Source organism: Oleiphilus sp. HI0128, from assembly GCF_001635365.1.
Window position 1 is genome coordinate 1 of sequence record NZ_LWGG01000275.1, and the last position, 1502, is coordinate 1502.

The following is a 1502-nucleotide window of genomic DNA, read 5'->3' on the forward strand; positions in this document are numbered from 1 at the left end:
TTATTGCTTTGGGTGTGGGCTTAGGTGTCGATTACGGTATCTATATCTACTCTCGTCTAGAGGAGTACCTAACGCAAGGCATGACTTTACAGAGAGCTTATTTCCATACGCTCCACTCAACGGGTAAAGCCGTTGCTTTTACAGGGCTGACCCTGGCTATCGGTACTACAACCTGGATCTTTTCGCCGATCAAATTTCAAGCGGATATGGGGATACTGTTAACCTTCATGTTTCTTTGGAATATGCTTGGCTCAATTACCCTATTACCCATGCTCGCCTATTACTTTGTCAAAGATGGTGAGGAGGATGAGCTTGTTGTGTATCGAGATGACCTGGCCTGAGATAACTCAGAGTCGAGACCGGGTCGACAACTTTGAACTCGTGACCGCAAATGTCAAAAACAGGCAAGTGCTGTCATGGAGAGGCGCCGGCTAATAATGCTAATGTGCCTTTTTTACATCAAGTCTAGCGTGGGCTGATGTTGTGTAAAAAGATTATACAAAACAATCATTACATAAAATAAAAAGGACTCATTATGAAGAAAATAATCGCATTATTACTTATTTCTGCGGGACTCACAGGCTGTGGCGGTGTTGGTAGTCTAGTCAGCAATGACCGTGTAACAGACGCTGACAACGATCAAGTTGTAACCATTGNGGATTCGATTTTCGCTTTATCCGGTAAGATTCAGGATATTCTTGAAGACTATGCTGGAGAAACGTTCCGTCAATATACTATCTCGGGTGCAGAAGTAACGGGCGGTATCTATGCAACTGATATTGCAACGCAATTCGAGATTGCCAAGAACGATAATCCGAATATCCAGACGATCGTTATGGATGCTGCAGGTAACGATATTCTTATCCCTATCATTACTATGTTTGACTGGTACAACTGTAAGACAGAGTGGTATCAGTGGTGGGGTTTAAGCTCTTCTTGTAAAAACCTGATTGACGACTTGTATGTTGATGTCGTTAATTTGTTGAATAATATCGATGCAAATGGTGTTGAAAACGTTATCTTCCTTGGCTACTACTACCCTAAAAATGCACTACTTTGGTTGGATGATGTGGAAGAAGCGGTTGATTATGGCGATATGCGTTTAGCCCAGGCATGTGCGAACTCTACAGCAAATTGTACCTTTATCGACCCTCGCTCAGTAATCAATGACCGCGATATTATTATTGATGGTATCCATCCTGCGACCAGTGGCTCGCAAAAGCTCGCTGACCTTATTTGGCCAGTATTGCAGCCAATGTTATAAAAGAGGATAGGGCCTGCGACCTGATATCGTAGCAGGCTATCTATTGGATATCTTAATTAGGCAACCCACTTGTGAAGCAAGTGGGTTGTTTTCATTTTAAGGAATGATAATCAATGAAGAAATCGATTATTGGGCTGGTAGTGGTAGCTGGTAGTGTTACTGTCTATCAGTTGAGCGTTAACTCGATGGATATAGCAAATACCTCTCTGGAGCCAGAGAGTATCTTAGGAAATTATAG

2 protein-coding genes are annotated in these 1502 nt (G+C 42.5%); both read left to right on the forward strand.

What is annotated here, in order from left to right:
* On the forward strand, positions 1 to 341 hold a 341-nt coding region (locus tag A3763_RS03605; RefSeq protein WP_156494874.1), incomplete at its 5' end, for an MMPL family transporter.
* Between the two features lie 194 nt (positions 342 to 535).
* Complete coding sequence (locus A3763_RS03610) at positions 536 to 1264, forward strand: hypothetical protein (RefSeq protein ID WP_068759890.1); 729 nt, start codon at positions 536 to 538, stop codon at positions 1262 to 1264.
* Positions 1265 to 1502 lie beyond the last annotated feature (238 nt).